Origin of the sequence: Sulfurospirillum deleyianum DSM 6946 (genome assembly GCF_000024885.1) — a bacterium.
Lineage (GTDB): Bacteria > Campylobacterota > Campylobacteria > Campylobacterales > Sulfurospirillaceae > Sulfurospirillum > Sulfurospirillum deleyianum.
The window spans coordinates 1289862-1305588 of record NC_013512.1 but is presented as its reverse complement, the minus strand read 5'-3'; the positions used below and the strand labels follow the sequence as shown (position 1 = coordinate 1305588).

Annotated in this window: 15 protein-coding genes and 1 tRNA gene; 1 reads left to right on the top strand and 15 read right to left on the bottom strand. The window is 39.8% G+C overall.

Going from position 1 to position 15727, the window contains the following annotated elements; translation table 11 throughout:
• The 8 genes from hisS to murA all read right to left on the bottom strand — a co-directional run bounded on the left by hisS (position 1) and on the right by murA (position 6316).
• Complete coding sequence (hisS, locus tag SDEL_RS06530) at positions 1 to 1209, bottom strand: histidine--tRNA ligase (protein WP_012857059.1); 1209 nt, start codon at positions 1207 to 1209, stop codon at positions 1 to 3.
• A complete protein-coding gene (gene tmk / locus SDEL_RS06525) occupies positions 1202 to 1786 on the bottom strand; it encodes a dTMP kinase (protein ID WP_012857058.1) in 585 nt (194 codons plus the stop codon). The genes hisS and tmk overlap by 8 nt, the downstream gene beginning before the upstream one ends.
• Positions 1777 to 2259, bottom strand: coding sequence for a pantetheine-phosphate adenylyltransferase (gene coaD, locus SDEL_RS06520; RefSeq protein ID WP_012857057.1), 483 nt, complete (start codon positions 2257 to 2259; stop codon positions 1777 to 1779). Before coaD ends, tmk begins: the two co-directional genes overlap by 10 nt.
• Entirely contained in the window at positions 2256 to 2783 is a 528-nt protein-coding gene (locus SDEL_RS06515; protein ID WP_012857056.1) for a UbiX family flavin prenyltransferase, read from the bottom strand. Before SDEL_RS06515 ends, coaD begins: the two co-directional genes overlap by 4 nt.
• Positions 2780 to 3343: a flagellar basal body P-ring formation chaperone FlgA gene (gene flgA / locus SDEL_RS11845; protein WP_190275657.1), complete on the bottom strand. Its 564-nt coding sequence runs from the start codon at positions 3341 to 3343 to the stop codon at positions 2780 to 2782. Before flgA ends, SDEL_RS06515 begins: the two co-directional genes overlap by 4 nt.
• Before the next feature lie 326 nt (positions 3344 to 3669).
• Positions 3670 to 3744: transfer RNA gene (locus SDEL_RS06505), tRNA-Gly, on the bottom strand.
• Positions 3745 to 3847: 103 nt separating this feature from the next.
• Positions 3848 to 5044, bottom strand: coding sequence for a molybdopterin molybdotransferase MoeA (locus tag SDEL_RS06500; RefSeq protein ID WP_012857055.1), 1197 nt, complete (start codon positions 5042 to 5044; stop codon positions 3848 to 3850).
• A gap of 3 nt (positions 5045 to 5047) precedes the next feature.
• Positions 5048 to 6316: a UDP-N-acetylglucosamine 1-carboxyvinyltransferase gene (gene murA, locus SDEL_RS06495; RefSeq protein ID WP_012857054.1), complete on the bottom strand. Its 1269-nt coding sequence runs from the start codon at positions 6314 to 6316 to the stop codon at positions 5048 to 5050.
• 102 nt (positions 6317 to 6418) lie between these two features.
• Between murA and SDEL_RS06490 the strand changes: the two genes are divergently transcribed.
• Positions 6419 to 8308 carry a pilus biosynthesis protein PilZ gene (locus SDEL_RS06490; RefSeq protein ID WP_012857053.1) on the top strand — a complete coding sequence of 630 codons (1890 nt, stop codon included), beginning with the start codon at positions 6419 to 6421 and terminating at the stop codon, positions 8306 to 8308.
• Positions 8309 to 8339: 31 nt separating this feature from the next.
• Here the strand turns inward: SDEL_RS06490 and larB are convergent, their stop codons facing one another.
• The 7 genes from larB to SDEL_RS06455 all read right to left on the bottom strand — a co-directional run bounded on the left by larB (position 8340) and on the right by SDEL_RS06455 (position 15693).
• Positions 8340 to 9086, bottom strand: a complete 747-nt coding sequence (gene larB / locus SDEL_RS06485) for a nickel pincer cofactor biosynthesis protein LarB (RefSeq protein WP_012857052.1) — start codon at positions 9084 to 9086, stop codon at positions 8340 to 8342.
• A complete protein-coding gene (larE, locus tag SDEL_RS06480) occupies positions 9087 to 9872 on the bottom strand; it encodes an ATP-dependent sacrificial sulfur transferase LarE (protein WP_012857051.1) in 786 nt (261 codons plus the stop codon).
• On the bottom strand, positions 9865 to 11091 hold the full coding sequence (gene larC, locus SDEL_RS06475; RefSeq protein ID WP_012857050.1) for a nickel pincer cofactor biosynthesis protein LarC: 1227 nt from the start codon (positions 11089 to 11091) through the stop codon (positions 9865 to 9867). Before larC ends, larE begins: the two co-directional genes overlap by 8 nt.
• An 8-nt stretch (positions 11092 to 11099) precedes the next feature.
• Positions 11100 to 12356: a lactate racemase domain-containing protein gene (locus tag SDEL_RS06470; RefSeq protein WP_012857049.1), complete on the bottom strand. Its 1257-nt coding sequence runs from the start codon at positions 12354 to 12356 to the stop codon at positions 11100 to 11102.
• 345 nt (positions 12357 to 12701) lie between these two features.
• The gene (locus tag SDEL_RS06465; protein ID WP_012857048.1) at positions 12702 to 13265 is read right to left on the bottom strand and encodes a Fe-S-containing hydro-lyase; all 564 of its coding nucleotides are present in this window, start codon (positions 13263 to 13265) and stop codon (positions 12702 to 12704) included.
• 11 nt (positions 13266 to 13276) lie between these two features.
• A complete protein-coding gene (locus tag SDEL_RS06460) occupies positions 13277 to 14128 on the bottom strand; it encodes a fumarate hydratase (RefSeq protein WP_012857047.1) in 852 nt (283 codons plus the stop codon).
• Positions 14129 to 14283: 155 nt separating this feature from the next.
• Positions 14284 to 15693, bottom strand: a complete 1410-nt coding sequence (locus SDEL_RS06455; protein WP_012857046.1) for a DASS family sodium-coupled anion symporter — start codon at positions 15691 to 15693, stop codon at positions 14284 to 14286.
• Positions 15694 to 15727 lie beyond the last annotated feature (34 nt).

Here is a 15727-nt window from a genome sequence, read left to right as displayed (position 1 = left end):
TTAAAATTGTGCCATAGCGATAATTTTTTCTTCTTTACTCTCTAAATCTTTAATCCAAACCGTGTTCTTAGCCAGTTCATCTTCTCCAATGCACACGCAAAATTTTGCTTCATTTTTATCGGCTAGTTTAAGATGATTTTTCAGTGATTTTGCCTCATAATGGGTTAAAACTTTTGCTTCAAGGCGCTTAGTCTCTACCAGTCTAAAAACGACATCTAGAGCCTCATCACACAAAGCACCGATATAATATCCCTCACGTGTTGGTTCTGGCATCTTGACTAAATCCATCAAACGCTCAATTCCCATCGCAAATCCTACCGCAGGTGTGGCTTTACCATCTAAAAACTCAACCAACCTATCATAACGTCCACCTCCTGCAATAGCGCTTTGTGCGCCAATTTCAGAACTGACAAATTCAAAAGCTGTTTTAGAATAATAATCCAACCCTCGAACCAATTTTGGATTGACGTGGTAGGAGATCTCAAATGTGTCTAAAATACGTTTTAATGTCTCAAAATCTTCTTTACATGTAAGGCATAAATGCTCAATAATTAACGGTGCATTTTTGAGCAAGGTTTTACAGTGTTCATTTTTACAATCCAATACACGAATAGGATTGGTAAGTTTTCTTCGTTCGCAATCCTCGCATAAGCCTTCCGTGTTTTCTAAAAAAGTGACTAACTTTGAGCGATATGTTGGCATACAAGAGGGGCATCCTAGGGAGTTGATTTCCAAGCTATACCCAATGTCTAAAGCATCTAACATTGTTTTAAGCATTAAAATAATCGTTGCATCTTCTCTGACATCCGCTTCGCCAAAACTTTCTACACCAAATTGGTGAAATTGGCGTAAACGTCCTTTTTGAGGTCTCTCATAACGAAACATAGGTCCATGATAAAAGAAGCGTCTTGTGCCACCTGCTTTGTCATATTTTTGTTGAATAAACGCTCTAACCACACCTGCGGTACCCTCAGGACGCAAACAGACATCATTGTCCCCTTTGTCTCTAAATTGGTACATCTCTTTACCTACAATATCGCTGCTCTCTCCAACACTGCGTTTAAAGAGTGCGGTCTCTTCTAAGATAGGCGTTTCAATCAATGAAAATCCATAGCGGTGTGCGATGCGTGTACACGTCTTTATAATATAGTCATACACTTCATTTTCAGGGGATAGTGTATCTTTCATTCCACGTAAAGCATTAATCATTTAAAAATTCCTCAATCTGTCTGTAAAGTGTTTCGATATCTTGTGCGGCATCGACTTCTAAAACCTTAATAGGTAAGGTTTTTGCAACACGGCGCATTATATCTTGAATCTGTAACAAATAGCTTACACCACGCTCTTCAATCGCATCGTGTTCTTTCATCCCCAAACGCTCTTTGATGAGATGTTCATTGCTCACAAAAAGAACCATTTTTTCAGGATAATCTTCCTCTAGCGCTAAACGATTCATTTGGAGTAAAAAAGTACCATCGATATCGCTATGGTTAGCACAAGCGTATGCAATACCTGATAAAAATCCTCGATCACTCATTACTATTTTTTCGTGTCGTAAAGGTTTAACAACGGTATCATAATGAAACGCACGGTCAGCTAAAAAGAGAAAAAGCTCTGCATTGAATGAACCTTTGAGTTCTCCACCCAAAAGCATTTCACGTAGTTTGGAACCCGTTGGCGTTCCTCCTGGTTCTTTGGTTGCATGGACGTGTGGATGACGTTTGGCAAAAAGAGAAACTTGGGTACTTTTTCCTGAAGTATCCACACCTTCAAAAATTACATACATGTAAACCTGCTTTTGATATAAGGTTGAATCGCTTCAGGCACTAAATGGGCAATATCGCCACCGTGTTTTGCGATACTTCGAACCACTGAGGAGCTAATAAACGCATTTTTAAGGCTCGGCATCAAATAAACTGTTTCTATCTCACTCCATAAAGAGGCGTTGGCGTAGCCCATTTGAAGTTCAAACTCAAAGTCACTGACCGCACGAAGTCCTCGTATCATGACACGGATATCTTTGGATTTTGAAAAATTAACCAATAATCCATCAAAGGGCTCTACTTCAACACCTTCTAAATCGCAAATAGCAGATTCAACCATTTTGACACGTGTTTGAATGTCAAAGAGTGGACGTTTGTCCTCAGAGAGGGCAACCGCAACTAAGACTTTATCAAAGAGTTTTCGCGCACGTTTAATGACATCCATATGTCCGTTCGTAATGGGATCAAATGTCCCTGGATAAATCGCAACTCTCATGCTCCCTCCCATCGTGGAAAAAGTGTGTGTTCAATGCCTAAAAGATCAAACCATTTTCCGATTAAAAAATTTTCCATTGCTTCAAGGGTGGTTGTTTGGGCATAGTATCCTAAAACAGGTGGCGCTATATGAACCCCAATGGCGGAGAGTTTAAGCATATTTTCTAACGCAATGGGTGAAAAAGGCATTTCTCTAGGGGCTAGTAGAAGAGGGCGTTTTTCTTTAATCATCACAGCAGCACTTCTGGTTAATAAATTATCGGCTATACCATAACTGATTTTTGCTAAGGTATTCATACTGCAAGGAATAATCGCCATAGCATCTGTTTTAAAAGAACCTGAAGCTGTTATGGCACCGATATTGTTATCATCAAGAAGGGTTGTATTGGACTCTTTTTGAAAGACGACGTTTGCATGGTCTGAGACAATGAGGTACTTTTCAATCTCTAAAGGAAGGGCACGCAGAAACTTTAAACCCAATTCTACACCGCTAGCACCACTGATGCCAATGACTATTTTTTTCATTCGAGAATCACCGCTTCTTTTGAAGATATAATTTTTGCACTCAAAACTTTGCCTTGTTCGGTTCTGATTTTCACAACATCACCCACATCTGCATCATTTAATAGCGTCGCTTGTATTTCGATAACCAATCCTTCTTCTTTAAAAAGCGTTTTGATGCGTTCATTTTTAGAGAACATTTTTTTAATGCCAACATGATACTCAGCTAAAATCTGTCCTTCCCGTAATGTTCCCTTCACGAAAGCATTTTGAGGGATTTTTTCTACGATAGCACGAAGGGGAATATCATCGAGTGGTAGCCAAACAGTCTCATAGTCATCAAATGTGAGGATTTTACCGTTATGCAAATTATGTTTTGCTTTAAAAACAGGGGCGGTAGCATTCATCTCGTAGAAAAAATAGAGTTTTTTTTCTTTGTTGGCAATTTTAAATGTGGCAAAAAAAGAGCCATTGTTTTTGCGTAGAGTTGTGTTAGAGAGTTCTATGGTATGAAGGTCGTAGCGTATAAAATCCTCAGGCAGAGAATGTTTGATAAAAATGTGTGGTTTTCCTTCAATACGCACGTGAGGAGCTTTCTCTTGAAAGGCTTTTATAAAAGCATTTTCAAGTAACTTGGATTTGCCCATTAGCGCACAGTCACGTTGAAAGATTACCACTCCGCCACTGCTGTCGATGAGTGTGACATTGTGATCTTCAAAGACAGGAAGAAGGGTATTGGAAGAGACACTGTAATAGGTTCTATCTTTGGGAATTTCTAAAACTACAAAATCTTTTGGACCTGTATAGCCAAAAAAAGAGGCTTTAAGAGAATCTTCTTTAATACAATAACGCTTATCAAGGAAAAGTGTTTGTGAAAAGAGGGGAAGGAATAAAAGAAGTAAAAAAAAGATGGAGCGGGAAACGAGGTTCGAACTCGCGACCCCAACCTTGGCAAGGTTGTGCTCTACCACTGAGCTATTCCCGCAAAACGGACGAAATATTATCAAAAAAACCCTTTCATGTCAATGTTTTATAGAAAAAATATTTAAAAAAAGGTGATTTAAGGGCATTAATACCCTTAAATGCTTTTAAAAAAGGATGATTTTAATCGCCTCCATTGCCTCAACACGCTCTGTTTTTTCATCACTGATCCAAAGTGCGTTGCTTCCAATAAGAGGTTTTACCATACCTGAGCCATATTTGTTTTTTCCAAACGCATGAAAAACACCTTTGCTAAACGTACCTAAAACAAGATTAACACGACCTGAACGCATGGAAAAAGCTTCTTGATTTAGGGCGTCAATTTTTTCAAAATGGATGGTTGTTTGTCCTTGTAATTTTTTCAATAAAGGTATAACAAAAACAAAGGCGTTGACATACGCTGCCAAAGGGTTCCCTGGCATTGAAGTAACGAGAATACTTCCCATTTTTCCTAGCATGGTGGGTTTGCCTGGTTTGATATTGATGCCGTGAAATGAGGCTTCAAAACCATTGGCGACTAAAGCACGTTCTACAAAATCTGCTTCTCCCATACTCACCCCACCGCTGGTTAAGAGCACATCATACTGTTTCATTTGTGCAAAATAGGCAGTAGCGGTTTCTAAATGATCAGGAACAACCCCGCAGTAATGCGCATCAAATCCATGCTCTTTGAGGAGAGAGAGAAGCGAGATGGCATTGATATCATAAATTTCATTTTCGTTAGCATTTTCCCATGGGGATTTGAGTTCATTGCCTGTGGAGAAGATAGCGATGTGCAGTTTTTTATAGACTTCAACCATCATAATTCCCTGCGAAGCAAGAAGGGCAATTTCACGAGATGTCATACAAACGCCCTCAGAAAGTAAGCATGTCCCGATGCGGGCTTCTTCTCCTTTAAGACGCAGGGCACTTCCTTTTTTGAGTTTAGAGGGGAGTACGACGTTGGTTTCATCATAAGAGTGTGCATCTTCAAAGGGAAGGATGGTATCGGCATCTTCTGGAACTTTAGCCCCTGTCATAATTTTGTAGCACTCATTTTCACCTAAGCAAGGAGCAACAACATCTCCTGCTAAAATCGTTTTTTTAATACGAAGTTGCTCTACATTTTCTTTATATGTAAAGGCAAAACCATCCATCGCAGCGTTGGTGTACGAGGGAAGATTTTTTTTACATGTTATTTCTTTTGCTAAGGTACGCCCTAGTGCGTCAAAGAGACTCACCCATTCTGTATGGGGTTTGGTTGTGGCTAGGGCGAGTGAGTTTTTGATGGCTTCATCAAAAGCGAGGCTGTGAACATGTGGCATGGATTACTCCTCTAGTCGTTGGATATGCGCACCAAGCTTTGAAAATTTACCTTCTAAATCTTCATAGCCTCTATCGAGGTGGTAAATACGGTGAATTTTTGTGACACCATCTGCCACTAAAGCCGCTAAAATTAGTGCTGAACTGGCTCGTAAATCTGTTGCCATCACATCTGCCGCATTGAGTGACATGGGTCCTTCTACGGTAGCACTGTGTCCTTTGAGTTTGATATTTGCGCCCATGCGTGAAAGTTCGCTAACATGCATAAAACGATTTTCAAAGAGACGTTCATCAATAATGCTCGTGCCTTTTGCTTGGGTGCATAACGCCATAAATTGAGCTTGTAAATCAGTTGGAAAGCCTGGATATTCTGAGGTTTCAATATCCGAAGGTAAAATTTTCTCACACGGATAAATGCTTAAGGTATCTTGGCTAGATTCAATACGAAAGCCCATCTGCTCTAATTTTAAGATAACTGCTTCTAAATGGTTAGGATTGACATGTGTGAGTGTAATGTGAGATTGCGTAATAGCTGCCGCACACAAATACGTTCCTGCTTCAATGCGATCAGGAATAACGTTAAAATCGGGAATTTCAAGCAACGTACCTTTGCTGCCTTCTATGATTAGTTTTGAACTTCCAATGCCTTCAATACGAACCCCCGCTTGTGCTAAAATCTCACATAATTGAACCACTTCAGGCTCTTTAGCGACATTTAAAAGGGTGGTTGTTCCATGGGCGAGTGCTGCTGCCATAATGATATTTTCACTGCCCGTCACAGTAACTTTATCGAAAATAATTGTCGCTCCCTTTAATCCATTGGGTGCTTTAGCAAGAACGTAGCCTTGTTTAATCTCAATAATTGCTCCCATTTGCTCTAACGCTTTTAAATGCAAATCAATAGGACGCTGACCAATGGCACATCCGCCCGGCAAAGAGACTTCACAATGTCCAAAACGTGCCAAAAGAGGTCCTAAGGTTAAGATAGAAGCACGCATTTTTCGTACGATATCATAATTGGCACACGCAGAATTTACTGTTGTCGCATCGACTTCGAATCTGTTTTTCTCTTGAGATGTAAAAGAACCACCTAGGTTGCTAAGAAGCTGAAGTAGGGTTTTTACATCAGCTACTTCGGGTACATTGCCGAGGGTTATTTTTCGTTTTGAGAGTAACGTAAGGGCTAAAAGAGGTAATGCGGCATTTTTTGCGCCTGAAATACGAACGCTTCCACTTAATTTTTGTTTGCCCTGAATCGCTAAATAATACATCATTTCGGATTTCCTTATAAAAAATAAGGCATTGTAGTTAAAAAATCATTAAAATTTCTATGAATTTTGGTAGAATGTAAATTCATATGATTATGAGGAAACAGGATGCTTTTAGAAGAGTTTTTACAGGAGACACGCTATTTATCTATCGGACATCTCTACTTTCATGAGGCAAAATTAACCTTATTTGAGAATGCCAAAAAAAAATTTGCACACTTTGTCACGGTTGATGTTGAACATGAGATGAAAACATTTCCTGATATGGATGTTTTATTGATAGAAATTGGTGACGTTAGTAAAGAAAAGCTCAAACGTTTGGTGAGCCTTTTTACCAAATATAAGCCAATCGTGACTTATCTTTTTACCGATGATATTGAAAACAAACTGCTCCTCAAATTTGCCTTGCATTTTGGGATTACCGATGTGCTTCCTCTTCTCAATCAAGAAAAAACGCTTCTTTCTATTTTTTCAAAAAATCCCAATAAGCTTGATGAAAAGCTCCATCTTTTTAAAAAAACAGAGCTTGAAACTAAAATAGAACAATTTTTTCCTTTTTTCCTTTTTCAAGGCAACCATTTGGTCTATGCGAATGCCAAAGCACAGAGGCTTTATGAAACCAATGAAGTTGCGTTGATTGAAGATAAGATGTATTGTGACGAGGATGTTTTGGCATTGTTGGAAAATAAAAGTGATGCACATGGGATGATAGTTCTCGATGATGTTTATTATATGGCGATTGTGAAATGTTTTCCTAAGAAAAATGAAAAAATTTTAACGTTGATGAGTGATTTTCCAAGAGGGGAGATAAAGGATTGTTCTTTTATGCTCAATCGTTTCGATTTTGTCGATCAACTTAAAGATCGTTTGGCACAGCAAAGTGTGACGCAAACAGAGATTGCATTGACCTTTATTTTGATTTCAAATAGTGAGAAACTCTCTAAAAATTTCAGCGGTTCAGCTTTGCATGAGACATTAAAAAGGGTTTTGAATTTACTGTTTGACTTAACCGAAGAGGATCAAGCACTGGTTCAATGGAGTCCAAATCTCTACCTTATAATGAGTGAAAAACGTCATTTTGAGCATGTATGCAAACAGGCAAAGCATATTCAAAAAGAGCTTATCAACACGCCTTTTCATCCCCAAATAAAACCTGTGATTGTCACGTCTGCGATGGAGATTGATGCGATTGATTTAAGCCAAAGCATTGAGATTATTGAAAAAATCAACACGCAGACCTTAGTCCCTCATGATGTTGAACATATAGCGTATTATGAGGTTGCGTATCTGGATAATATTTTAGATGAGGGGGAGCAGATCGCTTATTTGATGCATCATGCTATTCAAAATAAACTTCCTATTAAACTGCTCAATATCTATAAAGGTTTGTGTATTAACACCACCTCAACCGTGTTAAAAATGTCCAATAACACGTATCACATTTCGTGTGAAAATTTACAAGGTTATGCGATGCAATTAGAGGGAGAAACGGTACTTCAAGCCTCTAATTTTCCGAAAGATATCCGAGCAGAAGTGGCATTTTTAGATATTAAAAAATCCTTTGCTATCATCAAAAATCTCTCCTTCTTACCCAATAGCGCCAACAGCCGTCAGCACACTCGTGTGCAAACAAGTTTTAGAACACCCATTGTCATCAAATATGCCAAACGCTCTTCCGCGCAAGGGGATATTCTTGATATTTCTGTGAATTCGATTGCGATGAAAATCAAAAAACTTTTTCGAGAGGAAGAGTTAAAAGAGAGTAAAGTCCATCTCAATTTTTCCCTTCCAAATGATACTGGTGAATACGGTTATGTGATTATGGATATTGACGCAAAAGTGACCCATATTTCGCAACTGGATGAAGATCATACAAAAGTAGTCGTCTTGCTAGATGATTTGCCTAAGCCTTATGATGAGTATCTTTTACACTATATGTATGCACGTCAAAAAGAGTTGATTTTGGAAATTAGGCGTGCAACAAAAGCGTATAACTAATAGACTTCTTTCATAACTTTACATGTAAAGATTAAAGATGGTTAATAATACTCGCATTGTACGCCGCACCAAAGCCATTGTCTATATTAACCACACTCACACCACTCGCACAACTGTTGAGCATGGAAAGCAGGGCTGCAACCCCTCCAAAACTAGCCCCATAACCCACGCTGGTTGGAACGGCAATGACAGGTTTATCCACTAATCCTCCAATAACACTTGCAAGCGCACCTTCCATCCCTGCAATAACAATAACCACTTTGGCATTTTGTATGATTTCCAAATGCGCAAACAAACGGTGAATTCCCGCCACACCGACATCCACAATTTTTTGAACATCATTGCCTAAAATCAGCGCTGTTTCATACGCTTCTTCGACCACATACAAATCAGATGTTCCCGCCGCAACAATAGCGATGTAACTGTTTGGTTTGGGTAGAGACGTTACATGTAACGTGATGGTTCGACCTAGGGCATTGTATTTTGCCTCTAAAAAGCGTGCGCTAATAGTCTGATACACTTCAATACTGGCTCGTGTAATAAGAATGTTATTGCCTTTTTCAAAGAGTTTTTCGGTGATACCCAAGATCTGCTCAGCTGTTTTACTCTCCCCGTAAATCACCTCAGGATACCCTTGTCGAAGAGAGCGATGATGGTCTATTTTGGCAAAATCAATATCTTCAAATGGTGCGGCTTTCATTTTTTGCACAGCATCTTGAATGCTGATATGCCCCTCTTTAACTCCTTGCAATAATGCTTCTAGAGCACATTCACTCATCTAAACTCCTTTTCGCTCATAACGATATCCTTGTAAATCAAGCGTTACATGTAAAAATCCATACGACTTAACCTCCTCAATGATGGTTGAAAAAGCACCATCATTCATCAAACGTAAAGCATCCTCTTTTTCCATCTCTATACGTGCTATATTGGCTTCATAGCGTACACGCATCTTGGGGTATCCTTGTGCTATTAAGTAGGCTTCTGCATCGTGAACTTTTTTCAGAGCGGACTCTTCTACCACTACTCCATATGAAAACCGTGTCAATAAACAGGCATACGAAGGCTTATTCCATGTGGAAAGACCCACCGCTTTTGAGAGTAAACGTATCTCTGCTTTGCTTAGTCCTACGTCTAAAAGAGGCGTTAAAATCGACAATTCTAAGAGTGCCACACGTCCAGGTCGTTTTTCCATCGTATCATCCACATTGCTTCCCTCTGCGATAACACGAAAATCTCTTTGTTGTGCAAAGGTTGTTAAGGAAGAGAAGAGGGCATGTTTACACAGATAACATCTCTCTTTTGGATTGGTGCGTAGTTCTTCCATCCATGGTTTTACGAGCACCAAATGCCTTGCACCAATCTCATCAGCAATACGCCTTGCCTCCTCTATCTCCGACTCTGCGATATAGGGTGTTTGGAGGCTAATCGCTAAGACATTTTCACCCAAAACATCATAAGCGGTTTTCAGTAAAAAAGAGCTATCCACCCCGCCTGAAAAAGCAACAATAAGACGCTCATAAGAGCTAAGCAGTCTCTTTAACTTTTCATATTTTTCAAACATTCTCTCTCTTTTCCATTATCCTAGAGACAGAGTCATATACTTTTGAAATAGGTACATGATAAGAACGTGCGGCATTTTTGCACTGTTCGTATTCGGCTTTGTATTTAAGGAGTTTTCCTTGATAAAAACTGCACTTCACCTCAATGAGACCAAAGGGAGTTTCAAGACGTTCCATGTGACGCTCTAAAGCAATTTTATCGACCTTGTAACGCCTAAGTCCAATGGAGCTTGTCTCTTCAAAAAGAATACGCATCGCTTCTTGCTCTTTTGCTTTGGTCACTAAGAGACTCAGCTTAACGCCCAAGCGATTTTTCTTTGTAGTAATAGCGGTGGTATAAACATCTTTAACGCCCACTTCAAAAAGCCTCTCTTGCGCATAAGCGAGAATTTCTGGGCTCATATCATCAAGGTTACACTCTAGGACAATCTCTTCTTCGTGGCGTGTCTCTTCGTTGATCAGACAAACACGTAAAACATTGGGAATGGAGAAATCGTTATGCCCAATGCCATAGCCTATTTTTTCGATATTGAAACAAGGTGAGACTTCAAAGCTCTCAACATTGGACTTAATAATCGCAGCCCCTGTGGGTGTTGTGGCTTCAGCATGGATGCGATTGAGGGTAATGGGGATGCCTTTGAGTATCTCTAAAGTCGCAGGAGCGGGAACGGGGAAGGTACCATGCGCACAAGTGACAAAACCTCCTCCTAGTTCGATAGAAGAAGCGATAATCTTTTTTACATGTAACGCTTCAAAACAGATGGCAGCCCCTACAATATCGACAATCGAATCAATCGCCCCCACTTCATGAAATCCAACCTCATGCGGTGCTTTACCATGAATTTTCCCCTCTGCCACAGCAATTTCCCAAAACATCGCAATGCTTCGCTTTTTAATGGAGGAAGAAAGGTCACTCGTTTGAATCAGTGCTTCAATGCTTTGATACGTTCGATGTTCATGATGATGTTCATGATGATGAGCGTGGGTATGCCACATTGTGTTCGCAGGGGTATGGCGTTCTTCTTTTAGTTTCACATCAACACGTGTCCCACAAATTCCCATCTTGCTTGAGGATGTAACCTCAAGCTTAAAGTGTTCATCCAACCCAAGTTTTGAGAGTTCCGTCTTTAGATGTGTTTCATCCACACCCAAATCCAGCAAAGCACCCAAATGCATATCGCCACTAATCCCACTGAAACAATCATAATAAAGAACACTCATAAAAATCCTTATTGAACCACTTTAGGTACGGTAATAGAACCAAAAGGAAGCACAATAATACGTGCGTTTTCACCTTTTTCTTTTATTGCATCCGCTAAGGCATCGTGTAAATCATGATACGGTTTTAAATGCACCGCTTTCATCTCCTCATCACTGAGCTCACTCACCGCCCAGCTTTGTGCCCAAAGGTTGATTTCTGCCATTTTTGCGGCTTTGTGATAGCCAAGCTTATAGCCACATTTGATTTTATCAAGAACAGCTTGTGCTGAGGGGGCTGAGCTCATCAACTTAAAGAAGCCTTCCTCGCCAATGCCCGTTCGACACTTTGCCACCATAATCAAAATGCCATTCTCTTTGAGGGCTAATTTTCCGTTGTCCAAGGCTTTTTGAGATTGGTACAAGTCAATGTCCATCGGATAAGGTGCAACAGAGATAACAATATCTGCTTTTTGAGGAATCGTGATACAAAAAACCTCATCGGCTTTATCAATAGCTGCATAAAAAGAATCACTCAAATCACCCGCACTGACCGCACAGATGTCATGGTCACTATCCAAAACCGTCATAATCGCAAAAATATCAATATGTTTCAGCACACCCATGGCATCCATCATATCTTCATGGACAGGATTGCCTTTAAGACGGAGTGCTTGTGCGTCAGGGTGGAGGGCTAAGAGGTGATTTTGCGTGATAGTATCGTATGCCGCAACCCCTGGTAAAAAAGCTTTTCTTCCACCGGTGTATCCTGCAAAGTAGTGCGGTTCAACCGAACCAATCGCACACACTTTTTTTGCCTCAGCTACGATTTTATTAAGGTACATTTCTGTTCCATTACTCGATGTTCCAAGATATACCATCGAATCGTTCCTAGAGTCGTGACTCCATAAACGATTCTTTACATGTAAATCTTCATAAATTTCTTGACCTAAAATAAAATGCCACTCTTCCTCCGTGGGTGCTCGATGGCATCCCGTAGCCACGATAAAGTAGATATCCTTTTCTTTAATCTTAGGATAGATACGTGCGAGTACTTTTCGTGTAGGAGTAGGGCGTGTACCGTCATTGACAATAAATACAATGCGCTCGTTTGTCTCAATAAAATGATCAAAACTCTCTTTGCCCAAAGGATGTGCGAGTGCTTCATCAATGGCGTTGTTATAGTCTATTTTGGGGACACTGTTGGGGTTATATACACCTATTAAGTGTTTATCATCAATCTCTAATTCAAACGTTTCATCTTTTCCATAACCAACCGTTACGTTCATACATTATCCTTTATCACCGATTTTTAGATAGACATTTTTCTTACCCATACACCTTACATAGATAAGTCTCTTAAAGTTTTTAGAGGAGACTTATTTGATATAAAATATTTAATATTTTATCACCGATTATTTTTTTTCTCTATCACTCAGAAAAGAAGGAAGAGAGAGAAAAGAAAAAAGGTGATTTTAAAGAAACACCCAAAAGAGAGTCATTCTTATGGGGTAATTATCAAGAGTTTTCATAAAATTCTTGACATACTCAACACAGGGGTTTTCCTTAGCAGAATACCCCTGTTGGCTTCTTACAAAATAAGCTTTGCAAAAAGCCAACGATAGGGAAATGATTTATTCAAATACTTCGTATTGTGCACGACCAATTTTATAAAGGTCTGCACCATAGGTATCGTTGATAACGGTCAATGGAAAATCAACCACTTCAAGTCTACGAATTGCTTCTGGTCCTAATTCTGGGTAAGCAATGACTTCAGCGCTTTTGATTTGACGAGCAAGTAGAGCACCTGCGCCTCCTGTTGCACCAAAATAAATCGCTTTAGATTTGACACACGCATCAATGACTTCTTGATTACGTTTGCCTTTTCCAATCATCCCTCTAAGACCTTGCTCGTTAATTAAACGAGGAGAGTAAGAGTCCATTCTGTACGATGTTGTTGGTCCCGCACTACCGATTGGGTCACCTGGCTTTGGAGGTGTTGGTCCAACAAAGTAAATAACCGCTCCTTTCATATCAAAGGGTAACTCTTTACCTTCATCTAAAAGGTCAACCAATTTTTTATGTGCGGCGTCACGTGCGGTATACACAACACCTGTTAAATAGACAATATCACCTGCTTTTAGTTGTACAACGTCTGCTTCGCTAAGTGGTGCTGTTAAATGGTAAGTTTTGCTCATAATAATTCTCCTTATAGCGTAATGTGCATGTGACGTGAGCTGTGGCATTGTACGTTAACACTGACGGGCAAACTTGCGATATGGCAAGGATTTTTCTCAATGTGAACACCAAGAACCGTTTGTGTACCTCCCATACCCATTGCACCGATACCTAAATTATTGAGAAGAACCATTAATTCATCTTCCATACCTTGAAGGACTGGATCTGGGTTTTTACTGCCAAGGTCTCTAAAAAGTGCATGTTTAGAAGAGATAACGGCTTTTTCAAATGTTCCACCGATTCCAACACCAACCGTTAATGGAGGACATGGATTTGGACCTGCATCTGAAATCACTTGTTTGACGTATTCGATAATGCCTTTTCTACCTTTTGCAGGTGGGAATACTGTCGCACGGGAAACGTTTTCACTTCCGCCACCTTTTGCAGCGTATTCGATTTCAATTTTATCACCTTCTACAATGTCAAAGTGAATGATAGCTGGTAAGTTATAACCCACTTCATCTTTAAGATTTGCACGGGTATCCCAATGACAGGTAGATGCTCTTAAGTAACCCTCTTTGTACCCAAGTTCAGTTCCCTCGTTGATTGCTTTTTTAAGGCTTCCACCAACAACTTTTACATCCTCTCCGACTTTCACAAAGAAAACCGCCAAGCCTGTATCTTGACACAAAGGTCTTGCTTCATTTTTAGCAATATCCGCATTTTCCAAAATTTGTTTCAATACAGATTTGCATACTTCACTTTTCTCTTTGTCATATGCATCTTGTATTGCTTTATACGCATCTTTTGGCAAATTCGTTGCACTATAAAGGATCATGTCCTTTACACTCTTGACGATGTCTTCGTACTTGATTTCTCTCATTTTCCTCTCCGAAAAAGTTGGTTTTGGTCACACATAGTACTAGGTGTAGAGGTGCTTTGTTGAGTTTACATTTAAAAGGAGAGCACCTCTAAAAATCTTTACATGTAAAGATTTTTAGAAGTGTACATCCCACGATGGGGATGTACCTTTAACGATTACATAAAAACGAAGGCTCCAACAAGTAAGACCGCAAGGAAAATCGCTCCAAAGATAGCGCCTAGTGCCCACCAACGTGCTTGAGAAATATATCCAGCACCGTACCAAATTGGTGAAGGACCTGTACCGTATGGAGTAATGATACCCATGATACCAAGTGTTCCTGATAATAAAATCATAAACGTTGGGATTTGCTCAGGTGCAACAAATTTCATTGCTATAACGATGAAAACTGGTAACAATGCTGAAACGTGTGCAGTGACACTTGCGAAGAAATAGTGAAGGATAAAGAACACAATTAACATCGCAACAACCAATGCGGTTGGGCTAAGACCTGAGAGTGAAGCTTCTGCTAAAGTACCAATCCATTTTAAGATTCCTACTTTTGCCAAACCACTTGCAAGTGCAACCAAGGTAGCAAACCATACTAAAACGTTCCATGCGCCTTTGTTTCCGATAATATCATCCCAAGAGATAACATTACAAAGAACCATTAAAGAGACGATAGAAATCGCAGCCATTGTTGCGTTAACACCTAACTCTTTACCAAAAATCCAAAGAACAAGTGCAAGAACCGCAAAGAAAAGCATCATAATTTCTTTGAAACTGATTGAACCCATTTTTTTCAATTCGCCCGCTGCCCAGATAGGTGCTTCAGGAGATTGTTTTTGAGTTGGTGGGAAAATCAGGTAGGCTAACAACGGTACCAATAAGAAAAGTGGTAACATTAATGGAACCATAATACTAGCCCATGCACCCCATTCAATGGTTACTTTGGCACTTTTTTCAATGATGTTTACCGCCAATAAGTTTGGAGCAAGTCCTGTTAGGAACATAGAACTTGTCACACATGTTGCAGCCATCGCTACCCATGAAATGTATGCACCCAGTTTACGTGGTTCATTATCTGGAAGAGAGTTGAAAATTTGTGGAATATTAATCGCGATAGGAAAGATAGTACCACCACTTCTTGCGGTATTTGAAGGCATAAACGGTGCAAGAAGAAGGTCAGCAAACGCAACCGCATAACCAAGACCTAGTGAGCTTTTTCCCATGAATTTAACCATGATAAGAGAAATTCTTTTACCAAGCCCTGTTTTTTGGTACCCTGCTGCAAACATAAATGCCGCAAAAATTAACCAAATAATAGAGTTAGAAAAACCAGAAAGCGCCCATTTAACACCCTCAGCAGGTTTTGGGTCAATAATGCCTAAAAGGGCAACCAAACACACACCTACTAAACCTACGAGTGCTGCAGGAACAGGCTCAATAACAAGACCGACAACAACTCCTAAAAAGATTGCCATAAAATGCCATGCATTTGCACTCAATCCCTCAGGCGCAGGGATAAACCAAACGACTAACGTCACCAACACTGGAATCAGCATTGATATTGCTTTTTTCGACATCGCGAAACCTCCATAATAAATTTGAACTCAACAT